We start from the raw sequence: 20386 nt of genomic DNA, 5'->3' as shown, positions 1-20386 counted from the left end.
AAACCACCGCTGAAGGACGACCGGCAAAGGCCCGCGAGATCTTGCTCCGCGTTCGCTCTCCGGTCAGGCGAACGCGCCCTCATATCGCGCGTTGACTTCCGTCTGCCAAAGCAGAAGAGTGCCGTCACGGCGACTGCGTTCCGGGGGGACATGATGTCTAAGCGCGTAATCTTCAGCCTTTCTCTTCTTGTCTTCTGCGCATTCAGCTTCCTTTCGATCGCTGCCGAACGGCGCATCGAGACGACGCCGGATGCCGACTACTTCGGCTTTGACCTCCGGACAGTGCAGAGCGTGTCGCAGGACCAGTGCGAGGCTGCCTGCATCGGCGACAAGGCCTGCAGGGCCTTCACCTACAACACCAAGGCGCAGTGGTGTTTCCTGAAGTCCGACTTCAACCAGATCATGAGCTTCCCGGGCGCCGTTGCAGGCAAGGTCGTCGATACGGCCAACGAGCCGGACCTCGGTGCCGCACCTCGCCTCTCCTTCCTGTCCGACGATCTGCTGCAGCAGGCCGTTGCGCAGAAGGACGGGCTGGAACTCGGCGACAATCAGCAGGGCTACGGCGGCGAGGAGCTGAAGACGATCGCTCAGGGCGAGCTTCTGGCCGGCAACGTGGACAATGCCGTCTACAACTACCGTGGTGCGCTTTCGCTCGACCCGGAGGATGGTGCTCTCTGGGTTGAGCTCTCACGGGCTGCGGGATCGGCGGCGGACAATCCCGACCTGGCAAGCGAGGCCGTGATTGCCGGCATCAACGGTTACCAGCTCAGCCGCACGGCGGGGACGCGGGCCGACGCGCTGGCCGTGCTGGCGGCGGCTCTCGAAGCGCAGGCGAACTACCGGGCAGCCCTGACGGCCTACAAGCAGAGCCTGGCGCTCGTCAGCGCCGGCACAGTCCAGGCGGCCTATGCCGACCTTCATCAACGCCAGGGCTTCCGTGTCGTGGGCAACACGATCGATTCCGACAGCGCAAACCCCCGGGCCTGCGTCCAGTTTTCCGAGCCGCTGGTGAAATCCGTCGACTATACGCCCTTCGTGGTCGTCGACGGGCAGGCACCGGCAGCGATCGAGGCAACGGACAATCAGATCTGCCTGGAAGGGCTGACCCATGGCCAGCGGCTGAAGCTCTCGCTGCGGCGGGGACTGCCGTCCTCCGTCGAGGAGAACCTGGAGGCGCAGGTTGATCTCGACCTCTACGTCAAGGACCGCCAGCCGATGGCGCGCTTCACCGGCGACGCCTTCGTGCTGCCGTCGACGGCCAGGCGCGGCCTTCCGATCGTATCCGTCAACACCGACAAGGCCGACCTCAAGCTCTACCGGGTCGGCGACCGCAATGTCGTTTCGCTGCTGACAAGCTCTCAGTTCCTGACGCAGATGGACGGCTACAGTGCCTCGCGGATCGAAGATGAGAGCGGCGAACTGGTCTGGCAGGGCTCGATCGACATTGTCCAGGATCTCAACAAGGAGGTGGTCACCAGCTTCCCGGTCGACGAGGCGTTGCCGTCGCGCAAGCCCGGCGTCTACGTGCTGACGGCGGTCGCTTCCACCGGTGCCAATCGGGAATGGGACAGCAAGGCGACGCAATGGTTCGTCGTGTCCGACCTCGGACTGTCGACCTTCGCCGGCACCGATGGTCTGAACGTCTTCGTCCGGTCGCTCGGCTCCGCCAAGCCGCTTGCCGCCATCGAGCTGCAGCTGCTCGCCAGGAACAACGAGATCCTCGGCACCGCCACGACGGACGAAGACGGACGGGCGGTGTTTACCGCCGGCCTGATCCGCGGAACCGCAGCGATGGCTCCGGCGATGATCACCGCCAGGAACGGCGACGAGGATTACGTCTTTCTCGACATGACCCGTGCCGGCTTCGACCTTTCCGACCGTGGCGTCACCGGACGGCCAGCGCCCGGTGCCATCGACGTGATGGCCTGGACGGAGCGCGGCATCTACCGGCCGGGCGAGACGGTCCACGCCTCGGTGCTGGCGCGCGACACAGAGGCGGAGGCGATCGAGAACCTGCCGCTGACCTTCGTGTTCCTCCGGCCGGATGGCGTCGAGGACAGGCGTATCGTGGACAACGGTGCGCTCGGCGGTCATGCGCTCGAGCTGCCGCTGTTGGAAACCGCCATGCGCGGCACCTGGACGATGCAGGTGTTCACCGATCCCAAGGGCTCGGCCATCGGGCAGCATAGCTTCCTGGTCGACGACTTCGTTCCCGATCGCATCGAGTTCGACATTTCAGCTGCAGGCGACAAGATCGAGCCGGGGGTCACGCTGCCGGTCACGATCGACGGCCACTATCTCTACGGCGCGCCGGCTGCGGGTCTTTCGCTGGAAGGCGAGGTGGTCCTGAAACCGGATCGAGAGGCGACGGCGTTCCCCGGATATCAGTTTGGGCTGACTGACGAGGAGGCCAGCGAGGCCGTCCGCATCCCGCTGCAGGACCTGGCAGACCTCGATGAAGATGGACAGGCCGTGCTGGAGGTTTCGGTCGACGAGTTTCCGTCGACGACGCAGCTGCTTGCCGCCAATATCGTGGTGCGCATGCGCGAGGCAGGCGGTCGCGCCGTTGAGCGGACATTGACGCTGCCGGTCAAGGCAGAGGCGACCCGGATCGGCATCAGGCCGCAGTTCTCCGGCGATCTGCCGGAAAACGCCATGGCCACCTTCGACGTGATTGCCGTCGATCCGGACGGACAGAAGACAGGTCTTACCGATTTATCCTGGACGCTGCTGAAGGTCGAACAGGACTACCAGTGGTACAGGGAGGGGAGTGCCTGGCGGTTTGAGCCGGTTACCCGCACCAGCCAGGTGGCGGATGGCGTGCTTGCCGTTTCAGCGGAGGGAGCGACCGTTTCCGCACCCGTTACATGGGGACGCTATCGGCTGGAGATCGAGAGCGATGATCCGGGCGGACCCGCCACCAGCGTCGAATTCGACGCCGGCTGGTTCGTGACGGCAAGCTCCACGGAAACGCCGGATGCCCTGGAGATCGCCCTGGACAAGCCGAGCTATGCGGTCGGCGAGACCGCGAAGCTGAAGATCTCCTCACGCTATGCCGGCGAACTGATGGTGGCGGCCGGCGCGGAGGCCTTGATCTCCGTCGAGACGGCAAGCCTTGGAGCTGAAGGCGGCGAGGTGGAGATTCCGGTGACCGCAGATTGGGGTGCCGGTTCCTATGTCACGGCTACGCTCTACCGACCGGGCGAGGCGCAGGACAGCCGGATGCCCATGCGGGCGATCGGCATCACCTGGCTCAAGGTCGATCCGGCAGATCGCGATCTCGAGATTGCCATCGAGGCGCCAGAGCAGACCCTGCCGCGCCAGCCGCTCGACATCTCTATAAACCTCGTCGGCGCCGGTGTTGGTGAGGAGGCGTATGTCACCCTTGCGGCCGTCGACGTCGGCATACTCAACCTGACGCGTTACGAGCCGCCGGCGCCCGACGACTGGTACTTCGGCCAGCGCCGCCTCGGCCTCGAGATCCGTGATCTCTACGGACGCCTGATCGACGGGTCGCTTGGCGCCGCAGGCCGCATCCGCACCGGCGGCGACGGTGGCAGCATGGCGATCGAAGGCAGTCCGCCGACAGAGAGACTGGTCGCCTTCTTCTCCGGCCCCGTGCGGCTCGATGATGCCGGCAAAGCGACGATCTCCTTCGACATTCCGCAGTTCAACGGAACTGCGCGGCTGATGGCGGTTGCCTGGTCGAAGTCCGGCGTCGGCCATGCGGTAAAGGACGTGGTGATCCGCGATCCAATCGTCGTGACGGCCAGCCTGCCGCGCTTCCTGGCGCCGGGGGACGAGAGCCGGTTGCGGATCGACATCGCCAATACCGATGCACCCGCCGGTTCGTATGATCTTACCGTCCTCAGCAACGATTCCATCGCGCTCGGGCCGGATGCGGCGCAGACGATCGATCTGGTTTCCGGCGGCAAGCTGGACGTCAACGTTCCGCTGGCGGGCGTGGAACCGGGGAACGGCCAGGTCACCGTCCTCCTGGAAAATGCCTCCGGCCTTTCGCTGGAGCAGGTACTCAACATCCCGGTCCGGCCGGCGACACTGCCCCGAACGGAGCGGCGGGTCGTGGCGCTCTCGCCCGGCAGCAGCCTGACCGTCAGCGGCGACCTGCTGGCCGACAGCATCCTGCGGGATGCGTCCGTCAGCGTGAACGTCAGCCGCTCGAATGCTTTCGACATTCCAGCGCTGCTGATGAGCCTCGACCGGTACCCCTATGGCTGCACGGAGCAGACCACGAGCCGGGCGCTGCCGCTGCTCTATCTCAGCCAGCTTGCGGTCCAGAACGGGCTGGCGGACGATGCGGAGGTGAAGACCCGCGTCCAGGAGGCGGTGCGGCGGATCCTGTCGAACCAGTCCTCCTCCGGCAGCTTCGGTCTCTGGGGCCCCGGCGGCGGCGACCTCTGGCTCGACGCCTATGTCACCGACTTCCTGTCGCGTGCCCGCGAACAAGGCTACGACGTGCCTGAACCTCCCCTGGTGCAGGCGCTGGACAACCTGCAGAACACGCTTGCCTATACCACCAACGTCCGCGACCAGGGCAGCGAGATGGCCTATGCGCTCTATGTGCTCGCCCGCAATCGCAAGGCGGCGATCAGCGATCTGCGCTACTATGCCGATACGCTGCTGGACGAATTTCCCACACCGCTTGCCAAGGCTCATCTTGCGGCGGCGCTGTCGCTCTATGGCGACGGGCAGCGGTCGAGGCGCCTCTTCGTCGACGCTCTCGGCATGGCAGAGCAATCTCAGGTCCAGCAGGTAAGCCTTGCCCGCTCCGATTACGGATCGGCGCTTCGGGATGGGGCGGCGGTGCTGGCGCTTGCCGCCGAAAGCCGGCCGGTGCCGCCGATCGTGCCGGCGCTCGCTGAAATCGTTGCCGAGGAATGGCGGCAGAAAGCCTATACCAGCACGCAGGAGCAGACCTGGATGCTGCTAGCGGCCAATGCCCTTCAAGGCGGCGACGACGATCTGCGTCTGGACGTCAACGGGGCAGAGCACCGCGGCAGCCTGATGACGCGGATGGCGGGGGCGGCGGTGCTCGATCATCCGCTGACGGTGACGAACCGAAGCACCGATCCCCTGTCGGCCGCCATCACCACCGTCGCCTCGCCGGTGCTGCCGCTTGCCGCCGGAGGTGACGGCTTCACCATCGATCGCAGCTACTACACGCTGGACGGGGAGCCGGCGAATGTGGCGGAAGCCCGCCAGAACGATCGCTATGTGGTGGTCCTAACGATCAACGAGACGAACGACTGGCCCTCGCGGATCCTGGTGCAGGACCTGCTGCCGGCGGGTTTCGAAATCGACAACCCCAGCCTCGTCAACAGTGCCCAGCTTGAAAACTTCGATTGGGTGGGGGAGGTGGAGCCGGCGCATACGGAGTTCCGCAACGACCGCTTCGTCGCGGCCTTCAACCGGAATACCGGCGACAACCGCGAGATTTCTCTCGCCTATGTGGTGAGGGCGGTGGCGCCGGGGGTGTATGATCACCCGGCGGCGCAGGTGGAAGACATGTATCGGCCGCAGCTCTTTGCAACGACGGCGGCCGGACGCATGGAGGTCGTGGCGGCGCCGTGAGATGAAGCCCAGGCACACGATTTTCCTCGGCCTGTTTTCGGCTCTCGTCCTGATGGTCGGGTTGGCCGCGGGGCTCGATGCCGCCGACCGGGCCTATCCGCCGCCGCTGGAGACGGCGGCGCTCGTCTCCAGCGAAGTGGTGGACACGGACGGGCAGTTGCTGCGCGCCTTTGCGACGCGGGAGGGTCGCTGGCGCCTGAAGACCAACCTCGGCGATGTCGATCCGAGGCTTGTCGACATGCTGGTCGCTTACGAGGACCAGCGGTTCTTCCAGCATTCCGGCGTGGACCTTCTGGCGATCGGCAGGGCTGCTGTGCAACTTGTCGGCCATGGTCGCGTCGTCTCGGGCGCTTCCACGCTGTCGATGCAGGTGGCGCGGCTGATCGAGCCGCGCCCGGCGCGCTCCTTGTCCGCCAAGCTGCTGCAGTCGATCCGGGCGATCCAGATCGAGCGGCGCATGAGCAAGCAGCAGATTCTGGAGCTCTACCTGACGCATGCGCCCTATGGGGGCAATCTCGAAGGCGTGCGGGCGGCAAGTCTGGCCTACTTCGGCAAGGAGCCGCGGCGGCTAACGGTGGCGGAAGCGGCACTCCTCGTCGCCTTGCCGCAATCGCCCGAAGCTCGCCGACCGGACCGGCATGCCGGCGCCGCGGAAGCGGCGCGCGATCGCGTTCTCTCGCGGCCGGCCGTGGCCGCCGTCACGGGTCACGGCGAAGCCGAGCGGGCGGCCGGTGAGCCCGTGCTCCGCGGTCGGCAACAGTTGCCGGCCTATGCCGCCCATGTGGCCGAAGCCGCCATGCGGATGCAGCCCGGCGCTCCGGTGCATCGGACGACGCTCAAAATCACCGTTCAGCGGTCCCTGGAGCAGGTGGCGCGCGAGGTCGCGGAGACGTTGGACCCCAGGGTGTCACTGGCGATGGTCATGGCCGATGCCTCGACCGGGGACATTGTCGCGGAAGTTGGCTCGGCGGGATATTTCGATGCGAGCCGGTCGGGGTGGATCGACATGACGCGGGTCAACCGCTCGCCGGGGTCGACGCTGAAGCCTTTTATTTACGGGCTGGCCCTGGAGCAGGGGCTCGTCTCGCAGGAGACGATCATCGAGGATCGGCCTGCGAACTTCTTCGGTTACCGACCCAAGAACTTCGACATGAGCTATCAGGGCGACGTGAGCGTTCGCGAGGCGCTGCAGCTGTCGCTCAACGTGCCGGCGGTGCGACTGCTCGATGCGGTGGGGCCGTCGCTGCTGATGGTTCGGCTGAGGCGGGCGGAGGTGCACCCTGTCCTGCCGACCCATGAGGCGCCGGGCCTCGCCATCGGTCTGGGGGGGGTGGGCATGTCGCTCAAGGATCTGGTTCAGGCCTATGCGGCGCTGGCCAACCGCGGACAGCCGGTTCGACTCGGTAATGGGATCGAGGAGCAGCCCGGTGCAATCGGCGGCGAGCCGCTTTTCGAGCCGCCGGCCGTCTGGAACGTGGTCGACATCCTCTCTGACGTCTTGCCGCCGCAGGGCAGCCGTCGGCTCGGCATCGCCTACAAGACGGGCACCAGTTACGGCTACCGCGATGCCTGGTCGATCGGCTTCGACGGCCAGCATGTGCTGGGGGTCTGGGTGGGCCGACCCGACAACGGCGCGGTGCCGGGCATCTCCGGCTATCAGACGGCTGCTCCCATCCTGTTTGAAGCCTTCGCGCGGTCGGGCGTGGTGCCGGTCGCATTGCCAAATCCGCCTGCCGGAGCCATTCGTCTTCCGCAATCCGATCTGCCGATGAGCCAGAGGCGCTTTTCAACAAGCGCCAACGGGCTGATTTCTGCGTCCCGACGCGAGCCGGCGCCACAGATTGTCTATCCTCCCGAAGGAGCAAGAGTTGATCTTGGCGCAGGCAATGGTGGCGAAGCGATGCCGCTGGTGCTGAAGCTGCAGGGCGGGCGGGCACCGTTCCGCTGGCTGGCCAATGGAGAGCCTCTGAAGGCCCTATCCCGTCGTCGTTCGAGCGAATGGCTGCCGGACGGGGCGGGGCATACGACGCTGACGGTGATCGACGCCGACGGCCGTGCCGCCAGCGTCAGGATCTTCGTCGAGTGACCTCAGGCGGCGCTGGCCGCCTTCTTGTTGGCCACACGGGCGCGGATGGACTCAAGATCCGCCCGCGGCGTCGCGGCAAAGAGCGTGCGCGTATACTCGTGCTTGGGGTCCGAAAAGACCTCGTCGCGGGTACCGTGCTCCACAGCCTCCCCGAAGTACATGACCATCACCTCGTCGGCGATGTAGCGCACAACGGAGAGATCGTGGCTGATGAAGACATAGGTCAGCCCGAACTCGTCCTGCAGGTCGGCCAAAAGGTTCAGGACCTGTGCCTGGACCGAGAGGTCGAGCGCGGAGACTGGCTCATCGAGCACCAGAAGCTTCGGGTTCAGCATCAGGGCACGGGCGATCGCGATGCGCTGGCGCTGACCGCCGGAGAACATGTGCGGGTAGCGGTTGAAGTGTTCTGGACCGAGGCCGACCTTGATCAGCATCTCGTTGGCGCGATCGCGACGCTCCGCAGACGACATGTCGGTGTTGATCAACAGGGGCTCGCCCAGCACGTCGCCGATCTTCTGGCGCGGATTGAGAGATCCATAGGGGTTCTGGAAGACGATCTGGACCTTCTGGCGCATCTCCTTGGTGAGATGGCCGGGGCGCGTGTCGGTCTTCTTACCGTCGATGATGAGATCACCACCGGTCGGCTCGTCGATGAAGGTCAGCATGCGGGCGAGCGTCGACTTTCCGCAGCCGGATTCGCCGACGATTGCAAGCGTCTTGCCGCGCTCCAGCGCGAAGGAGACGCCCTTCACGGCATGGATGATCTTCTTGGGCTTGAACAGGCCGCCCGGCAGCTCGTAATCGCGCCGGATGTCGCGGACCTCAAGCATGATGTTGTTCGGGTCGTGGTTGGTCATAGGCGTGTTTCCGCTGGTTCGGGCATGCCATCGAAGAAGTCGGAGACCGTCGTCAGACGATCGCCGGTGGCATTTTCGGGCAACGCCGCAAGCAGGGCCTTGGTGTAATTGCTCTTCGGATTTTCGAAGAGGGTCAGCACGTCGGCTTCCTCCATCTTGCGGCCCTTGTACTGCACGATCACGCGGTCGGCAGTTTCGGCAACGACGCCCATGTCGTGGGTGATCATGATGAGGCCCATGCCGTTCTTGGCCTGGAGCGCCATCAGGAGATCGAGGATCTGCTTCTGGATGGTCACGTCGAGCGCGGTCGTGGGCTCGTCGGCGATGAGGAGCTTGGGATCGCAGGCGATCGCGATGGCGATCATGACGCGCTGACACTGGCCGCCGGACATCTGGTGCGGGAAGTGGTTGAGCCGTTCTTCCGGGTTGGGCAGGCCAACCTGCTTGAACAGTTCGATGGCGCGCGCCCGGCGGGCCTGCTTGTCGAGACCGAGGTGGATGCGCAGCACCTCCTCGATCTGGAAGCCGACCGTAAAGCACGGGTTGAGGCTGGCGACGGGCTCCTGGAAGATCATCGCGATATCCTTGCCGATCAGCTTGCGGCGTTCCGCGGCACTGATGTTCTGGATATCACGGCCTTCGAAGAGCATGCGGTCGGCAGTGATCTTCGCCGTCCAGGGCAGAAGGCCCATGACGGCCAGCATGGCAACGGATTTGCCGGAGCCGGATTCGCCGACGATCGAAAGAACTTCACCGGAATTGACGGAGACGGAGACGCCGTCCACGGCGCGGAACCAGCCGGCGGACGTCTGGAATTCAACCGTCAGGTTATCGATTTGGAGAAGCGCCATGTCAGGACCTCTTCAGCTTGGGGTCGAGCGCGTCGCGCAGGCCGTCACCCATCAGGTTGATGGCAAGGACGGTGATCAGGATCGCGAGGCCCGGGAAGGTAACGACCCACCAGGCGCGCAGGATGAACTCGCGGGCTTCGGCGAGCATGGTGCCCCATTCCGGCGCCGGCGGCTGGGCGCCCATGCCGAGAAAGCCGAGCGCTGCCGCATCCAGGATTGCGTTCGAGAAGGAGAGTGTTGCCTGGACGATCAGCGGCGCCGTGCAGTTGGGCAGGATCGTCTTGAACATCAGCCGCAGCGGGCCGGCGCCGGCAAGGCGCGAGGCCGTCACATAGTCGCGAGACTTCTCCGTCATCACTGCCGCGCGGGTCAGGCGCACGAAGTGCGGCTGCAAGACAAGCGCAATGGCGATCATGCCGTTGATCAGGCCCGGTCCGAGGATAGCAACGAGCACCAGGGCCAGCAGCAGCGACGGGAAGGCCAGGATGATGTCCATCAGCCGCATGATGACCGTGTCGATCCAGCCGCGATAGTAGCCGGCGATGACGCCGATGAGGATGCCGCTGGTCAGCGAGAGGGTGGTCACGAAGACGCCGATGAACAGAGAATACTGCGACCCGTAGATCAGCCGCGAGAGGATGTCGCGGCCCACCGGATCGGTGCCGAGCAGATAGGTGAAGCTGCCGCCTTCCATCCAGACCGGCGGCATCAGAACGGCGTCGCGGTATTGTTCGAACGGCGAATGCGGCGCGATCAGCGGCGCAAAGATGGCTGTCAGCACAAGCGCCACAAAGACGTAGAGCCCGATCACGGCACCGCGGTTTTCGGAGAAGTAGAACCAGAAATCCTTGAGCATCCGGCGGCGCAGCGCCGCGCTCGAGAGGACTTCCGGGGAGTTGTCGATATCAGGAATAGTATCGGCCATGGGATGATCCTCCTAGTGCCGGATACGCGGGTTGATCAGGCCGTAGAGCAGATCAACGATGAGGTTGACGAACATGATGATCGCGGCGATCAGCAGCAGTCCGCCCTGGATGACAGGGTAGTCGCGCCGGAAGACGCTATCGACCATCCATTTGCCGATGCCCGGCCAGGAGAAGATCGTCTCCGTCAGAATGGCGCCGGCCAGCATCACGCCGATCTGCAGGCCGATGGTCGTGATGACCGGGATCATCGCGTTGCGCAACGCGTGGATGCCGACGACGCGGAAGGGCGAGAGGCCCTTGGCACGTGCCGTCCGAACGTAGTCCTCAGACAGAACTTCCAGCATCGCCGACCGCGTCTGGCGTGCAATCACCGCAAGCGGAATGGTCGCCAATACGATCGAGGGCAGCGCGAGATGGCTCAGCGCCGAGGTGAAGGCACCCTTCTGCCCGGACAGCAGCGAGTCGATCAGCATGAAGCCAGTCACGGGCGGGAAGTAGAAGAGAAGCGAGATGCGGCCGGAAACCGGCGTCCATTGAAGGATGCCGGAGAACAGGATGATCAGCAGCAGACCCCACCAGAAGATCGGCATGGAATATCCGACCAGGGCAATCCCCATGAGGGACTGGTCGAAGAACGAGCCGCGTTTGATCGCCGCTATGATCCCGGCGGGAATGCCGATCAGGATCGCGAGGATGATGGCGCAGACGGACAATTCCACGGTTGCCGGGAATAGAGCCAGAAACTGATCCAGGATCGGGGTCTTCGACACGATCGACGATCCGAAGTCGCCCGTCATCACGCCACCGAGGTAGTCGAAATACTGGACGACTAACGGCCGGTCCATGCCGAGTTGCTGGCTGATTTGGGCATGACGCTCGGGAGACATGACCCGCTCACCCGAAAGGAGCGCAACGGGATCCCCCGGCAGAAGCCGGATGAAGGAGAAAGCAATGATGGAGACCCCGATGAAGGTCGGGATCAGGACGGCGAAACGCCGCAGGAGAAAGCCGAACATAGGAAACCTTCTTTTGTCCTTGAGCCGCGGCAGGTGTTGGACCCCGCTCGTGGCGCTTGAAGTGGTTTCACTTCATTTTTTCTGGCGCTCATAAAGCAAATGCCGCGGGAAACGCAACGCGTCCCGCGGCAGATTCGTCAACTAGGCACGATTACTCGGCGATATCGACGTTTTCGAACGTGAAATCACCCAGCGGGCTCTGAACGAAGCCGGTGACTTCCTTGCGCATCGGAACGATGGACAGCGAGTGGTCGATGGTTGCCCATGGAGCCTCGCGCTTGAAGACAACCTGAGCTTCTTCGTACAGCCGGGTGCGTTCCGCCTGGTCGGACGTGACCTTGGCTTTCTTCACCAGCGCATCGAATTCCTCGTTGCACCACTGGGCGCGGTTGTTGCCACCGACCGCGTTGCAGCCGAGAAGCGTGTCGAGGAAGTTGTCCGGGTCACCGTTGTCGCCGGTCCAGCCGAGCATGACAGCGCCATCGCGATCCTTGGCCTTCGAGCGATCAAGGTATTCGGCCCATTCGTAGGATACGATCTCGACGTTGACGCCGATCTTTGCAAAGTCGTCCTGGATGATTTCGGCGGCGCGACGTGCGTTGAGCATGTACGGACGCGAGACCGGCATTGCCCAGACCTTCATGGACAGGTTCTCGACGCCTGCATCCTGAAGCATCTTCTTAGCAGCGTCGAGGTCGTAGGCATCTTCCTCAACGGCGTCGTTGTAGGACCACATGGTCGGCGGGATCGGGTTTTTGGCCGGTGTCGCCATGCCCTGGAAGACCGCATCGACGATGGCTTCCTTGTTGATTGCCTTGTTCAGCGCTTTGCGGACCTCGACCTTGTCGAACGGAGCCTGGGTGGTGTTGTAGGCGAGATAGGCGACGTTCAGGCCTTCCTGTTCCATCACCGTCAGGGTGTCGTCGGACCGCATGGTTTCGACGTCGGCCGCGTTCGGGTAAGGCATCAGGTGGCATTCGCCGGCCTTCAGCTTCTGGTAGCGAACGGCGGCATCGGTGGTGATGGCGAAGACCAAGTCGTCGATCTTCGGCGCGCCACCCCAGTAGTCGGCGTTCTTCTGATAACGGATAACCGCGTCCTGCTGGTAGGCGATGAAGGAGAACGGACCGGTGCCGAGCGGCATCTGGTTCAGCTGTCCCATGGTGCCGTCGGCCTGCAGCTTGTCGGCGTATTCCTTGGACATGATTGATGCGAAAGGCATTGCCAAGTTGGCGAGGAATGGCGCTTCGGGACGGTTGAGCACGAACTTGACCGTCATGTCGTCGACCTTTTCGATCGACTTGATCAGTTCCGGGAAGCCCATGCCGGCGGCATATTCCCAGGATGCACCAGCAACATACTGGTTCCAGGGGTTTTCCGCGTTGATCTGGCGGTCGATGGAGAACACGACGTCATCCGCGTTGAGCTCGCGGCTCGGCGTGAAGAACTCGGTGGTGTGGAACTTGACGCCCGGGCGCAGCTTGAAAGTGTACTCGGTGCCGTCCTCGGAGACCGTCCAGCTTTCGGCAAGACCTGCAACCGGCTTCGTGGTACCCGGCTCGAATTCGAGCAGGCGGCTGTAGACCGGATGCGCGGACGCGTCGAAGGTCGTGCCGGCGGTGTAGAGACCGGGGTCGAATCCTTCCGGAGAGCCTTCCGAGCAATAGACGAATGTCTTGGCGCTTGCGCCGCTTGCGAAGAAGGTTGCCGACAGCAGCGCTGCGGCAATGGCGAACTTGTGTTTCACGGGCTTTCTCCCAGTTAGGCGGTCCGGATGTTACCGGTCCCGCCGCTACTACATCGATACGCGCTCTGTGCACGCACGTCGTCCTTCGGCTCAGCGCCAGCCTACCGTAACGTTGCACGGGTGGCTTTCGACTTCGCCTGATCGAGTCCGTCGCCGGGATTTTCTTCCCACGCCGGGTTCCAACTGACTGCCCTACCTTAGAAGAAAATCCTTCAGTTGCGCAGAGAAATCTAGAAACTGTGTCGCAAGGACACGCTTCCGCGAAAATTGCGCGCAGGCAGCGGCGGCGGAGAATAGCGAATAAGTCGTACTTGTCGAGATGCCACCGACGGATCAGGACAGGAGAACAAGCACGACTCTGCGACGAGCATCTAGATGTCGCATTTCGCAGAACCGAAGGTTTGCGGCGACCGCTGAATGGCGCTACGGTCGCGGTCTGTGCGTTGCAGCAAAGGGCAGAGTTTCATGGCAGCAGTGACTTCCAATCAGCCACCGGTCTGGGGTGTGGTCGAGGCACGAAAAGAGGATTTCATCCGTCTCAGCGACCGCGTCTGGGAGACACCGGAAACGTGCTACATGGAAACGAAGTCTGCGGCGGCCCATCGCGAGATGTTGCAGGCCGAGGGCTTCCGCATCACCGACAGTGTCGCGGGCATCCCGACGGCCATCATCGGCGAGGCTGGACAAGACGGACCGGTGATTGCCTTCCTCGGTGAATATGACGCCCTCGCCGGCCTCAGTCAGACGGCGGGCGCCACACGCCACGAACCCCTGACTGCTGGCGCCAACGGTCACGGCTGCGGCCATAACCTGCTTGGGTCGGCCTCGCTGCTGGCGGCAACGGCCGTCAAGGAATGGCTCGAGCAGACGGGAACCCCCGGCCGGGTCCGCTACTACGGATGCCCCGCGGAAGAGGGCGGTGCCGCCAAGGCCTTCATGGTGCGATCCGGCGCCTTCGACGACGTCGACATCGCCATCAGCTGGCATCCCAGCAATTTCGCCGGCGTGCAGCGGGAGACCTCGCTGGCGAACTGCCGCATCGACTTCGAATTCACTGGGCGCTCCTCCCATGCGGCGGCCGTTCCGGAGCTCGGGCGAAGTGCGCTGGACGCGGTCGAACTGATGAGCGTCGGCGTCAACTACATGCGCGAGCACATGCCGTCCGATTGCCGGATCCACTACGCCATTCTCGATGCGGGCGGGATCTCGCCCAATGTCGTGCAAGGCTATGCGAAGGTTCGCTACGTGGTGCGTTCGCCGGATCTGGCCGGCCTGCTAACCTTGATCGAGCGGGTGAAGAAGGTCGCCGAGGGCGCCGCGCTGATGACAGAGACAAGCGTCGAGAGCACGATTCTTGCTGGCGTCTCCAACCTTGTCGTCAACACGCCGCTGATGGACACAATGCAGGGGATCTGGGAAAGCCTGGGTCCGCCTGCTTATGATGAGTCTGATCTGGCCTTTGCCCGGGACATCCGCGCGACGCTGAGCCCGCAGGATATTGCGGCCAGCTGGAACCAGGAGCGGCTGGAGCAGAGGGATGTGCCGCTCGCCGACTTCATCCTGCCGCCGCACAGCGAGGTTCGACAGATGGGCGGTTCGACGGACGTCGGCGATGTCAGCTGGGTCGTCCCCACGGTCCAGGCCTATGGGCCGACGCTTGCGATCGGCACGCAGCTTCATACCTGGCAAGTGGTCACGCAGGGCCAGAGCCCGCTGGCGCACAAGGGCATGGTGGCAACGGCCAAGGTCATGGCGGCGACCGGAATGGCCGCGCTGCAGAACCCGGACCTGCGCGAAGCAGCCTGGGCAGACCTCAAGCGCCGCCACAGGGGGCAGGTCTACCAAAGTCCCATTCCCGAGGGCGCCGAACCGCCCGTCGCGGCGATGACCGCTAAGTAGCGCGACAGCCATGCCGCTCCCTTCAGAGGCTGACGCGTGCCGCGCGTCGGTCTATGAGTGGGCGGCCGATCCAGCAAGGAGACCAGCCCGTGACCGTACAGCCCAATTCCGTCGAGGCCCGCGACCAGGCCTATCAGTTGCACTCCTACACGAACGCGCGTGCGCTCGAGCGTGACGGGGCGCTGGTCATCGAACGGGGTGAAGGCATCCATGTCTTCGACAACAACGGCAAGCAGTACATAGAGGCGATGTCGGGCCTCTGGAGCGTCGCCGTCGGCTTCGGAGAAAAGCGGCTCGTCGAGGCAGCCACCCGGCAGATGTCGAAGCTGCCGTATTACCACACCTTCACCGGCCGGACCCACGGGCCCTCGGTGGATCTGGCCGAAAAGCTGATCCAGATGGCGCCGGTGCCGATGTCGAAGGTCCATTTCACCAATTCCGGATCGGAGGCCAACGACACGGCCCTGAAGATGATCTGGTACCGGTCGAACGCGCTCGGAAAGCCGGACAAGAAGAAGATCATCTCGCGCATCAAGGGCTATCACGGCGTCACCATCGCCAGCGCCAGCCTGACGGGGCTGCCGAACAACCATCGGTCCTTCGACCTGCCGCTCGCCGGCATCTTCCACACGACCTGCCCGCACTACCGGGTATTTGCGCAGGAGGGTGAAACGGAAGAGACGTTTGTTGCCCGCTGTGCCCAGGATCTCGAGGATCTCATCCTGCGCGAGGGGCCGGAGACGGTCGCCGCCTTCATCGGCGAGCCGGTAATGGGCGCCGGCGGCGTGATCGTTCCTCCCGCCGGTTACTGGGAAGCAATCCAGGCGGTGCTGCGCAAATACGACATCCTGCTCATCGCCGACGAGGTGATCTGCGGCTTCGGCCGTACCGGAGAGATGTTCGGTACCCAGACATTCGGCCTGCAGCCGGACATCATGACGCTCTCCAAGCAGTTGTCGTCGTCCTACCAGCCAATCTCCGCGCTGCTCATCAACGAGAAGGTCTATGAACCGCTTGCCGACGAGTCGGCGAAGATTGGTACCTTTGGGCATGGCGTTACCGCCAGCGGCCATCCGGTTGCGGCGGCCGTCGCGCTCGAAAACCTCGCAATTATTGAGGAGCGCGATCTGGTGGGCAATGTACGCGAGTTGAGTCCCTTGTTCCTGAAGCGGTTGAAGGCGCTCGAGGGTCATCCGCTTGCCATCGAGGCCCGGGGTGTCGGTCTCATCGGCGCACTGGAGCTGAAGCCGCGGGACGGTTTTACGGCCGGCCAGCTTGGGCCGAAGTTTGCCGCCTTGATGCTGGAGAAGGGCGTGATCGGCCGGGCGATCGGCGACAGCATCGCGCTGTGCCCGCCGCTGATCATCGACGAGCAGCAGATAGGCACGATCTTTGACACCTTCGAGGCGTCGCTGGATGCCTTCCAGGCACAGCTCGAGTCCGCCTGATGGAAGAAAACCGGTCGGGAGGTGAATGTCTGGCTTCCGATTGCTATCGCGGATCTCAAGCCTATGTTGCCGCGTCATGCTGACATTCCTTGAGCCATACTGGGCCCATATCCTCTTCGTGCTGTCGTTCATCTTCGGAGCGGCGGCCGCCATCCATGCGGCGATGACGAAAGAGGAGGTCCGTTCCGCGATCGGCTGGGTCGGCATCATCATCCTGTCACCGGTGATCGGCGCCTCGCTCTACTTCATCGCCGGCATCAACCGGATGCGGCGAAGCGCGATCAGCAGCCGCCGTTTCACGCTCGAACATGTTCGCGATCACTTCGAAACCTATGATGCGACCGCCGAACTGATCATCGAGCGGTTCGGGGAGCGCTATGCCGCGATGAAGACGCTCGGCGACCGGGTGGCCGAGCACGGCATCACCACCGGCAATGCCATCGCCATGCTGACCACCGGAGACGACGCCTATCGCGCCATGCTAAAGGCAATCGAAGGGGCTAGCCGCTCAATCCTGCTGGAAACCTACATCTTCGACCGGGACAGGATCGGGCGACGCTTTGCGGAAGCCCTGATCGGGGCGGCCAAGCGGGGCGTGACGGTGCGGGTGCTCATCGACGCCGTCGGAGCCCGCTATTCGGTTCCCAGCGTGCTCGGCATGCTGCGTGACGGGGGCGTCACCGTCGATGTCTTCAACGGCAATGTCATCATGGGCCTGAGGTTGCCGTATGCCAACCTCCGGACGCACCGCAAGATCCTTGTCCTGGACGGTTGCGTCGCGTTCACCGGCGGCATCAATATTCGCGAAGGCTTCTCCGGAGAGTTCCTGGGCGCGGACTGCGCCATCGACACGCATTTCCGCGTGACCGGACCGGTGGTGGCCGATCTGTTCGCCATCGCTGCCGCGGACTGGCGGTTTACCACCGGCGAGGATCTGCATAGCGGCGGCTGGCAGGTCATCGCACCGGAGAACGAGCCCGGATCCGGCGTCGCAATCCGAGTGGTTGCTTCCGGTCCTGACCGGAGCGTCGAGACCAACCACAAGATGCTGATGGGGGCTTTCTCAGTCGCCCGCACCTCCATCCGCATCACCTCGCCCTATTTCCTGCCGGACCGAGAGCTGATCACGGCACTCATCACCGCAGCGCGACGCGGCGTGGAAGTGGACATCGTCGTACCGGCGGCCAACAATCTGACGCTGGTCGACAGGGCGATGGCGGCGCAGTTCGACCAGCTCCTGAAGAACTATTGCCGGATCTGGCGGGCGCCCGGGACATTCAATCATTCCAAGCTGATGGCCATCGACAGCCGATGGGCCTTCGTCGGCTCCTCCAACCTCGATCCTCGGTCGCTGCGCCTGAATTTCGAAGTGGATCTTGAGGTACTGGACGTGTCTTTTGCTGAAGCGCTGGAACGAAGGATGGATCTTGCCATTTCCTCCTCTACCCAGGTAACCCTGGAGGGGTTGCAAAACCGCCCCTTTGCCTCACGTCTGCTCGACCGCGTACTCTGGCTCGGGTCGCCGTATCTGTGATTCGGCTCGCCCCTCGTGGAAGAACTTTTGGAACCGTGCGTTGAGATAGCTGACAGACCCATGCAGAAGCGCCGCCAGACCCTTTCTTCCAGTATCCTCACCTCCATCCGGGAGCGCAAGAACCGTAGCGCCGTTGCATCGGGAGTGTCACCATCCGAGGCGCCAGGCGGGCTGCTGATCGCGTCCTACAATGTCCACAAATGCGTGGGCGTGGACGGCAAGTTTGATCCTTATCGGACAAAGCAGGTCATCCGTGAAATCGGTGCCGATGTGCTGGCACTGCAGGAGGCCGACACCCGCTTCGGGGAGCGGAGGGGCCTCCTGGATCTCGATTGGCTAGAGCGGGAGACCGGCCTTCTGCCGGTGCCGATTGCAGGGTTTTCAAAGGCGCATGGCTGGCACGGCAACGTCGTCTTCTTCCGCGAGGGGCTCGTCCGCGACGTCCATCAGGTGAAGCTACCGGGGCTCGAGCCGCGGGGAGCTTTGGTCACGGAGCTCGAGCTGAAGGATGGCAGCGTCTTGCGGGTCATTGCGGCGCACCTGGGCCTGCTGCACCGATCGCGCCACCAGCAGACGCGGATGATCGTCGATCTGCTTCGGGCGCGGGACGACCAGCCGACAATTCTTCTCGGCGATCTCAACGAGTGGCGACTGGGGGATCGGTCTTCGCTGAACACACTGACATCGGTCTTCGGCCTGCCGCCTGCGGTGCCGAGCTTTCCCTCGAGACTGCCGGTCCTGGCGCTCGACCGGATCATGGCCAACCGGAGCGATCTCCTGGGCCCCGTAGAGGCGCACGATACCCAACTCGCCCGGCTGGCGTCCGATCACCTGCCCATCAAGGCGCGCATTCGCCTCGCGCCCATCACCGCTGCGATCGACCGCGATCAAAACATTTAATCATACTATTGAACGCCAAGGCCTGACGTCGTAAGTCATCAGCCGACCGAAAAACAAGAGGAGACGACCATGACCATCTACCAGAACCTGATTGCCGGAGAGTGGGTGGGCAGCGAAGCCTCCAACAATATCAGCCCGTCAGACACCAATGACATCGTGGGCTCCTATGCCCAGGGCACGGCCGACGACGCCCAGCAGGCTATCGCGGCTGCAAAGGCTGCTTTCCCGGCCTGGTCCCGCTCGGGCATCATGGAGCGCCACACGATACTCAGGAAGGCCGCCGACGAAATCGTTGCGCGCAAGGACGAGCTCGGCAAGCTGTTGGCCCGCGAAGAAGGCAAGACGCTTCCAGAGGCCATCGGTGAGACGCTTCGCGCCGCACAGATCTTTGATTTCTTCGCCGGCGAAGCACTTCGCCTGACCGGCGAAATGGTACCCTCGGCACGGCCCGGTATCGGCGTGGAAATCACCCGCGAGCCGCTCGGCGTCATCGGCGTCATCACACCCTGGAACTTCCCGATCGCCATTCCTGCGTGGAAGATCGCGCCTGCCCTTTGCTATGGCAACACCGTCGTCTTCAAGCCGGCAGATCTCGTTCCCGGCTGCGCCTGGGCTATCGTCGACATCCTGCACCGCGCAGGCCTGCCGAAGGGCGTTCTGAACCTCGTCATGGGCCGCGGCTCGGTCGTCGGACAGGCTATGCTCGACAGCCCCGATCTAGCCGGCATCACCTTCACCGGTTCCACCGGTACGGGCAAGCGCGTGGCGCTCTCCTCCATCGAGCATAACCGCAAGTTCCAGCTGGAGATGGGCGGCAAGAACCCGATGGTCGTTCTCGATGACGCGGATCTCAATGTCGCCGTCGAGGCTTCCGCCAATTCCGGCTTCTTCTCCACCGGCCAGCGTTGCACGGCCTCCTCGCGCATCATCGTGACGGAAGGCATCCACGACAAGTTCGTGGCCGCGCTGACGGAGAAGCTAAAGGGGCTCAACGTCGACAACGCCCTGAAGCAGGGCACGCACATCGGCCCTGTCGTGGACGAGAAGCAGCTCAAGCAGGACATGGACTATATCGCGCTCGGCCAGCAGGAAGGCGCCAAGCTTGCCTTCGGCGGCGAGCGGATCGAGCGGGACACGCCCGGCTTCTACCTGCAGCCGACCCTCTTTACGGAAGCGACAAACCAGATGCGGATTTCCCGCGAGGAAATCTTCGGACCGGTCGCCAGCGTCATTCGGGTGAAGGACTACGACGAGGCACTGGCCGTCGCCAACGACACGCCGTTCGGCCTTTCTGCCGGGATCGCCACCACCAGCCTGAAGTATGCGTCCCACTTCAAGCGCAATTCCGAAGCCGGCATGGTCATGGTCAACCTGCCGACGGCCGGCGTCGATTTCCACGTGCCGTTCGGCGGTCGCAAGGCGTCGTCCTTCGGATCGCGCGAGCAGGGGAAATATGCAGCCGAGTTCTTCACTGTCGTGAAGACTGCCTATACGCTGCCCTGATCGTTGCGTCGGTCTTCGGCGCCTCTC

12 protein-coding genes are annotated in these 20386 nt (G+C 63.7%); 7 read left to right on the top strand and 5 right to left on the bottom strand.

The annotated features are described in order from the left end of the window. Positions 1 to 153 precede the first annotated feature (153 nt). Entirely contained in the window at positions 154 to 5592 is a 5439-nt protein-coding gene (locus M1E10_RS07460; RefSeq protein ID WP_499175733.1) for an alpha-2-macroglobulin family protein, read from the top strand. 52 nt (positions 5593 to 5644) lie between these two features. Further along, positions 5645 to 7678, top strand: a complete 2034-nt coding sequence (pbpC, locus tag M1E10_RS07455; protein WP_499177115.1) for a penicillin-binding protein 1C — start codon at positions 5645 to 5647, stop codon at positions 7676 to 7678. Positions 7679 to 7680: 2 nt separating this feature from the next. Here pbpC and M1E10_RS07450 read toward each other — a convergent pair whose 3' ends face one another. From M1E10_RS07450 to M1E10_RS07430, 5 genes are all read right to left on the bottom strand, one after another. After that, complete coding sequence (locus M1E10_RS07450) at positions 7681 to 8535, bottom strand: P-loop NTPase family protein (protein WP_499175731.1); 855 nt, start codon at positions 8533 to 8535, stop codon at positions 7681 to 7683. Beyond that, the gene (locus M1E10_RS07445) at positions 8532 to 9386 is read right to left on the bottom strand and encodes an ABC transporter ATP-binding protein (protein ID WP_499175730.1); all 855 of its coding nucleotides are present in this window, start codon (positions 9384 to 9386) and stop codon (positions 8532 to 8534) included. Before M1E10_RS07445 ends, M1E10_RS07450 begins: the two co-directional genes overlap by 4 nt. A 1-nt stretch (position 9387) precedes the next feature. Beyond that, a complete protein-coding gene (locus M1E10_RS07440) occupies positions 9388 to 10311 on the bottom strand; it encodes an ABC transporter permease subunit (protein ID WP_499175729.1) in 924 nt (307 codons plus the stop codon). Positions 10312 to 10323: 12 nt separating this feature from the next. Continuing rightward, positions 10324 to 11328: an ABC transporter permease gene (locus M1E10_RS07435; RefSeq protein WP_499175728.1), complete on the bottom strand. Its 1005-nt coding sequence runs from the start codon at positions 11326 to 11328 to the stop codon at positions 10324 to 10326. A gap of 151 nt (positions 11329 to 11479) precedes the next feature. After that, entirely contained in the window at positions 11480 to 13075 is a 1596-nt protein-coding gene (locus M1E10_RS07430) for an ABC transporter substrate-binding protein (protein WP_499175727.1), read from the bottom strand. A gap of 465 nt (positions 13076 to 13540) precedes the next feature. Here M1E10_RS07430 and M1E10_RS07425 point away from each other — a divergent pair, with 465 nt between their 5' ends. The 5 genes from M1E10_RS07425 to M1E10_RS07405 all read left to right on the top strand — a co-directional run bounded on the left by M1E10_RS07425 (position 13541) and on the right by M1E10_RS07405 (position 20359). Then, positions 13541 to 14974 (top strand): M20 family metallopeptidase, encoded by a 1434-nt coding sequence (locus tag M1E10_RS07425; RefSeq protein ID WP_499175726.1) that lies wholly within the window; start codon positions 13541 to 13543, stop codon positions 14972 to 14974. A gap of 89 nt (positions 14975 to 15063) precedes the next feature. Then, on the top strand, positions 15064 to 16422 hold the full coding sequence (locus M1E10_RS07420; protein ID WP_499175725.1) for an aspartate aminotransferase family protein: 1359 nt from the start codon (positions 15064 to 15066) through the stop codon (positions 16420 to 16422). Between the two features lie 76 nt (positions 16423 to 16498). Then, positions 16499 to 17956, top strand: a complete 1458-nt coding sequence (gene cls, locus M1E10_RS07415) for a phospholipase D-like domain-containing protein (protein ID WP_499175724.1) — start codon at positions 16499 to 16501, stop codon at positions 17954 to 17956. A gap of 60 nt (positions 17957 to 18016) precedes the next feature. Next, on the top strand, positions 18017 to 18856 hold the full coding sequence (locus M1E10_RS07410) for an endonuclease/exonuclease/phosphatase family protein (protein WP_499175723.1): 840 nt from the start codon (positions 18017 to 18019) through the stop codon (positions 18854 to 18856). Positions 18857 to 18925: 69 nt separating this feature from the next. Then, positions 18926 to 20359 (top strand): aldehyde dehydrogenase family protein, encoded by a 1434-nt coding sequence (locus tag M1E10_RS07405; RefSeq protein ID WP_499175722.1) that lies wholly within the window; start codon positions 18926 to 18928, stop codon positions 20357 to 20359. The last annotated feature ends 27 nt before the right edge of the window (positions 20360 to 20386 follow it).

It is taken from the genome of Rhizobium sp. PK7-22, assembly GCF_056530405.1.
This window is presented reverse-complemented; position numbering and strand designations above follow the sequence as displayed.

Bases quoted from the DNA above. Each gene is read 5' to 3' on its own strand.
- M1E10_RS07460 (WP_499175733.1), top strand. From the start codon at position 154: ATGTCTAAGCGCGTAATCTTCAGCCTTTCTCTTCTTGTCTTCTGCGCA.
- pbpC (WP_499177115.1), top strand. From the start codon at position 5,645: ATGGTCGGGTTGGCCGCGGGGCTCGATGCCGCCGACCGGGCCTATCCG.
- M1E10_RS07450 (WP_499175731.1), bottom strand. From the start codon at position 8,535: ATGACCAACCACGACCCGAACAACATCATGCTTGAGGTCCGCGACATC.
- M1E10_RS07445 (WP_499175730.1), bottom strand. From the start codon at position 9,386: ATGGCGCTTCTCCAAATCGATAACCTGACGGTTGAATTCCAGACGTCC.
- M1E10_RS07440 (WP_499175729.1), bottom strand. From the start codon at position 10,311: ATGGCCGATACTATTCCTGATATCGACAACTCCCCGGAAGTCCTCTCG.
- M1E10_RS07435 (WP_499175728.1), bottom strand. From the start codon at position 11,328: ATGTTCGGCTTTCTCCTGCGGCGTTTCGCCGTCCTGATCCCGACCTTC.
- M1E10_RS07425 (WP_499175726.1), top strand. From the start codon at position 13,541: ATGGCAGCAGTGACTTCCAATCAGCCACCGGTCTGGGGTGTGGTCGAG.
- cls (WP_499175724.1), top strand. From the start codon at position 16,499: ATGCTGACATTCCTTGAGCCATACTGGGCCCATATCCTCTTCGTGCTG.
- M1E10_RS07410 (WP_499175723.1), top strand. From the start codon at position 18,017: ATGCAGAAGCGCCGCCAGACCCTTTCTTCCAGTATCCTCACCTCCATC.
- M1E10_RS07405 (WP_499175722.1), top strand. From the start codon at position 18,926: ATGACCATCTACCAGAACCTGATTGCCGGAGAGTGGGTGGGCAGCGAA.